General features: G+C 64.0%; 6 protein-coding genes. 3 read left to right on the top strand and 3 right to left on the bottom strand.

Annotated elements, in window-relative coordinates:
• Positions 1-121: 121 nt before the first annotated feature.
• Entirely contained in the window at positions 122-1564 is a 1443-nt protein-coding gene (locus VGH41_RS23805) for a PLP-dependent aminotransferase family protein (protein ID WP_414696704.1), read from the bottom strand.
• A gap of 91 nt (positions 1565-1655) precedes the next feature.
• Between VGH41_RS23805 and VGH41_RS23800 the strand changes: the two genes are divergently transcribed.
• The 3 genes from VGH41_RS23800 to VGH41_RS23790 are packed head-to-tail and all read left to right on the top strand — an operon-like array spanning position 1656 to position 3136.
• Positions 1656-2096 (top strand): GNAT family N-acetyltransferase, encoded by a 441-nt coding sequence (locus VGH41_RS23800; protein ID WP_331600106.1) that lies wholly within the window; start codon positions 1656-1658, stop codon positions 2094-2096.
• 3 nt (positions 2097-2099) lie between these two features.
• Positions 2100-2708, top strand: a complete 609-nt coding sequence (locus tag VGH41_RS23795) for an FMN-dependent NADH-azoreductase (RefSeq protein WP_331600104.1) — start codon at positions 2100-2102, stop codon at positions 2706-2708.
• Complete coding sequence (locus VGH41_RS23790) at positions 2705-3136, top strand: carboxymuconolactone decarboxylase family protein (RefSeq protein ID WP_331600103.1); 432 nt, start codon at positions 2705-2707, stop codon at positions 3134-3136. The genes VGH41_RS23795 and VGH41_RS23790 overlap by 4 nt, the downstream gene beginning before the upstream one ends.
• 28 nt (positions 3137-3164) lie before the next feature.
• Here the strand turns inward: VGH41_RS23790 and VGH41_RS23785 are convergent, their stop codons facing one another.
• Both VGH41_RS23785 and VGH41_RS23780 read right to left on the bottom strand, forming a co-directional pair.
• Complete coding sequence (locus VGH41_RS23785) at positions 3165-3842, bottom strand: RraA family protein (protein WP_331600101.1); 678 nt, start codon at positions 3840-3842, stop codon at positions 3165-3167.
• 148 nt (positions 3843-3990) lie between these two features.
• The coding region (locus VGH41_RS23780; protein WP_331600100.1) for a pyridoxal phosphate-dependent aminotransferase at positions 3991-4612 on the bottom strand (622 nt) is incomplete at its 5' end.

Raw genomic sequence — 4612 nt, 5'->3', positions numbered from 1 at the left:
CAGCGTTCACCGGTTGCGGGTGAGATTGTCCGTCGCGCAGCTTCATCTGCGGTTCGTACACGTGCGTCCATCAACACGAAGCTAATCGCTGGTTGCGTGGCGTCGTGATCGAGTTGAGCGCTCAACGCACGCGCCCGCCCGCCAGCGCGTCGAACGCCTGCTTCAATGTGCTCGCCAGCGTTTGTGCGTGCCGGGCATCGACGACGTTCGTGAAGCCCATCAGCAATCCGCTGCGCGACGTTTTGGTCATATGCCATCCGCTCAGCGGCTCGATCGCGAGGCCTCGTTCTCTTGCCGCCGCGGCGAGCGGCCTGTCGTCCTGCCCGTCATTCAGGTAGGCCGCCACGTGTATTCCGCCGGCTTGCGGCCGGACGTGCAGACGTGGTCCAAACATGTCGCTGAGCGTGTCCACCAGGCACTTTCGACGCGCCGCGTACAGCGTGCGCATTTTGCGCAGGTGACGCGCGAAATGCCCCTGTTCGATGAACTCGGCCACGGTGCGCTGTTGCAGGATCGGACACGCGCCGGCCAGCTCTTGCGCGACGCTCTGGAAGCGCTCGACCTGCTGCTCCGGCACCACCAGATACGCGAGACGCAGCCCCGGAAACAGCACCTTGCTGAAGGTGCCGGTGTAAAGCACGCGGCCGCCGCGATCCAGACTTTTGAGCGCCGGCAACGGCCGGCCGTGGTAGCGGAATTCGCTGTCGTAGTCGTCCTCGACGATCCACGCGTGCTGGCGGCTCGCCCATTGCAGCAGCTCCAGCCGCCGCGGCAGCGACAGCGCGACGCCGAGCGGGCTCTGGTGAGTGGGGGTCAGCACCGCGAAGCGCGCGTCGTTCGCGCGCCGTATGCCCGCGCTCACGTTCAATCCTTCGTCGTCGACGGGCACCGGCTTGAGCCGCATGCCCATGTGCTCGAGGTAGCGCCGGGCGATCGGATAGCCGGGCTCCTCGAACCACCCGGTGTCGCCCGCTTTCAGCAGCGCATGGCTGATCAGGTGCAGCGCGCCGCGGTAGCCGGAGGTGACGAACACCTGTTCGGCGGCGCAGGCGATGCCGCGGGAAATGCCGAGATAGGTGGCGATTTCGCGGCGTAGCGGCTCGTAGCCGGCGGGATCGGGGTAGCCCAGCACGGCTGTATCGAGGGTGCGGGCGGCGCGGCCGGCGAGGCGCGCCCACGTCTTGTGCGGAAACGCGTCCAGTGCCGGCAAACCCATCTGCAACGGATGAAGCGTGGAGGACGTGCCAGGCGCGAGCGACCGGGCGACAGGAGCCGGCCGGCGAGCCGCTTTGGGCCGCGCGCCGGCCAGCTTCTCGAGCCCATGCGATACCACGGTGCCGGCCGGACCGCGCGCGACCAGGTAGCCTTCGCTGGTCAGCATCTGATAGGCCAATTCGACGGTGCCGCGCGCAAGGTTGAGTTCGCTGGCGAGACTGCGCACCGACGGCACGCGGTCGCCCGGTTGCAGCCGGCCCGCGGCAATCGCTTCGCGGTAGCGCCGATACAACTGCAGGTAGATTGGCTCAGCGCGATCGCGGTTGAGTTGCAGCGGTGTCAGGTCGATCGTCATGGCCTATTCAATTGATGACTTCTTGCACCTGTTGGATGGGTCATCATTTTTCTATATTGAGGGCTCTGAAGCAAGGAACGACTCGATGAGCCACTTTCAATTGATACCCGTCGACAGCGACGAAGCGCACCTGGCCTGCTTCGACGTGATGCAGGAACTGAGGCCGCACCTGACCGATGCCGCCGCCTTCGTCGCGCAGGTTCGCCGCCAGGCCACCCAAGGCTATCGTCTGCTGGCCGCGTGGCAGGACGGGCGGGTCGTGGCGCTCGCCGGATACCGCATCACCGAGAATTTGCTGTATGGGCGCTTCGTCTATATCGACGATCTGGTGGCCAGCAGCGGCGCGCGCAGTCACGGCCTGGGTGCCGCGCTGATCGACGCGGTGCGCGACGAAGCGAAAAGCGTGGGCTGCGCGAACCTGGTGCTCGACACCGGGCTCGCGAATGCGCTGGGTCAGCGCTTCTACTTCCGGCAGGGCTTGCTGGCCCGCGGGCTGCACTTCGGTCAGGCATTGCAGGTGGAATGAACCATGGCACGACTGCTTCATCTGCAGTGCAGCCCGTACGCAGAGCGCTCGGCCAGTGCGCAACTGCTGCGCCCGATCCTTGACGAATTCACGTCCAAAGGTTTGCTGCTGACGACACGCAACCTCGCCGGGAGCGTGCTCCAGCCGATTTCAACCGGCTATGCGCAAGCGATCACCCATCCCGGCCAGCGCAACGATGACGCGTTCGCCGGTTCGGAGCAATTGATCGGCGAGCTCCTGCATAGCGACGGCGTGCTTGTCAGCACGCCGATGCATAACTTCGCGGTGCCCGCCGCGCTAAAGCTGTGGATCGATTACGTGCTGCGCGTCGGGCGCACATTCGTTGCCACGCCGGACGGCAAAGTCGGGCTGTTGCAGGACAGGCCCGTGCTGGTGCTGGTCCGCTCGGGCGGTGCGTGCACCGGCGATGACGCACGGCAACCTGATTTCCTCACGCCTTACCTGCGTCACGTGCTGCACACGATAGGCATCGGCAACGTCCAGTTCAGCTACGTGTCGGGACGCGAGCCGCCGGACCACATGTGGGCCGGCACGCAGCGCAACGTGATTTCTTTTCTTGATCTTTTATCGTCGACCGGAGCATCCGTATGAGTACCCTGCGCTTGCCGTATAGCAAGTTGTCCGCTGAAGCCTATCAAGGCTTTATCGCCACCAAGCATGCACTGGAAAAGAGCAGCCTCGGCATGGAGCTGATCGAGCTCGTGTATCTGAGGATTTCACAGATCAACGGGTGTGCGTTTTGCCTGGAGATGCATACGAAGCTCTTACGTGAAGGAGGCATGCCGGCGGCCAAACTCGATAGCGTGGCCGGCTGGCATGCGAGTTCGCGCTTCACCGAGCGCGAACGGGTTGCGTTGGCCTGGGCCGAGTCGCTGGTCGACGTGTCGCGCACTCACGCACCGGACGAAGACTTCGAGCCGCTCAAAGCGCATTTCAGCGACGCGGAAATTGCCGACCTCTGCTTCGCCATTGCACTGATGAGCGCGTTCAACAGGCTCGCGATCGGCATGCGGCAATAGGCCGTGTGCGTGAGACTCGGGAGGGACTTTACAGTCCCTCGCAGCCTAACCGGCGCAGCGATTCGTCGATCCATGACTTGTCGTCGAATTTGCCCGACAGGGTGTTTTCGAGAATGATGACCTCGTTCGCGCTCTTCTTCGCAGCCATCGCGTAGACCGTCTCGACCTCGTCGTAGGGTACGCAGGTGAAGCCATCCGCGTCTCCCACGATCAGATCGCCGGGCTCGACGACCATGCCGCCGAAAGCCACCGGCACATTGATTTCGCCCGGGCCGTCCTTATACGGGCCGCGGTGGGTCACGCCGGCCGCGTAGACCGGCACGTGGTGCTTGCTGATCCAGTCGGAATCGCGGATCGCGCCGTTGATGATGATGCCGGCAAAACCACGCTTCATCGCGTACGACAGCATCAGCTCGCCGACGATCGCATTTGTCAGATCGCCGCCAGCGTCCACCACGATCACGTCGCCCGGCTGGGCCAGCGTCAGCGCCTTATGCACCATCAGATTGTCGCCAGGGCGTGTCTTGACCGTGAAAGCGGGGCCACAGAGCACGCCGCCCGCATGCATCGGGCGCAACGTCGCGCCGCTGGCGGTCATGCGCGACATCACATCGCTGATGCAGGCCACGGGCACGTTCGCAAAGCGTTGGGCCACTTCCGCGCTTACCGCGCGTTTGCGCTCGAGAATTTTGAATCCGATCGGCATGTTCGATGCTCCTTGGAAGGCTCGGCATAAACCGGGCCGTGAAATGAATCGCCCCAGGCTGGTCGCCGGCGTGCCTGTACATTGCCGGCAGGCTGCGACGGCAAGAGATCCGATGGGCTAGCCAGTTTAGTTTCGACTGAGACGGCAATCAGCCAAGCAGACGTGCGAGGCGCGCGACGCCTTCTTTGATCGAACGCTCGTCGGTCGCATAGGACAGCCTTAACGCGTGCTTGCCGCTGCTGCCGAACTCTTCGCCGCGCCTGACCATGACGCCCGCTTGCGCGGCCTTCGCGGCGACTTCCAGCGAGGTCCCAAGGTGGCGCGGATACTGCAGCCAGAAATAGAAGGCGCCGTCGGCGCGCCTGAACTGGATGCCCGGAATCTCACGCAGACACGATTGCATCAGATCACGACGCGTCTGAAACACGCGTCGCATGTTTTCCGCGTCGTCGCCGGCCTTCAATAGCGCGGTCGCGCCGGCGAGCTGGTTGGCCGAGTTGATCGATCCATTGAACGTGCGGTGCGCGGTGGACGCGGATGCAATCAGGCCCGGCTCGCCGACGAGGTAGCCCAGCCGCCATCCGGTCATCGCGTATTTTTTCGAAAACGTGCGACTGACGACCAGGTTGTCGCGCAGACCGGCTATTTCCAACGCGGACACGAAAGCGTTGTCGTAGGTGAGGCCTTCGTAGGCCTCGTCGCACAGAATGCACACGCCGTGACGCTTGACGATGTCCGCGAACGACGCCCATTCGCCCGGGCTAACCATG

Origin of the sequence: Paraburkholderia sp. (assembly GCF_036488795.1) — a bacterium.
Taxonomy (GTDB): domain Bacteria; phylum Pseudomonadota; class Gammaproteobacteria; order Burkholderiales; family Burkholderiaceae; genus Paraburkholderia.
Note: the sequence above shows the minus strand (reverse complement) of the source record. Positions and strands in the feature narration are given on the sequence as shown.

Excerpts from the sequence above, each read along its gene's own strand:
- VGH41_RS23800 (WP_331600106.1), top strand. The coding sequence starts at position 1,656 with ATGAGCCACTTTCAATTGATACCCGTCGACAGCGACGAAGCGCACCTG.
- VGH41_RS23795 (WP_331600104.1), top strand. The coding sequence starts at position 2,100 with ATGGCACGACTGCTTCATCTGCAGTGCAGCCCGTACGCAGAGCGCTCG.
- VGH41_RS23790 (WP_331600103.1), top strand. The coding sequence starts at position 2,705 with ATGAGTACCCTGCGCTTGCCGTATAGCAAGTTGTCCGCTGAAGCCTAT.
- VGH41_RS23785 (WP_331600101.1), bottom strand. The coding sequence starts at position 3,842 with ATGCCGATCGGATTCAAAATTCTCGAGCGCAAACGCGCGGTAAGCGCG.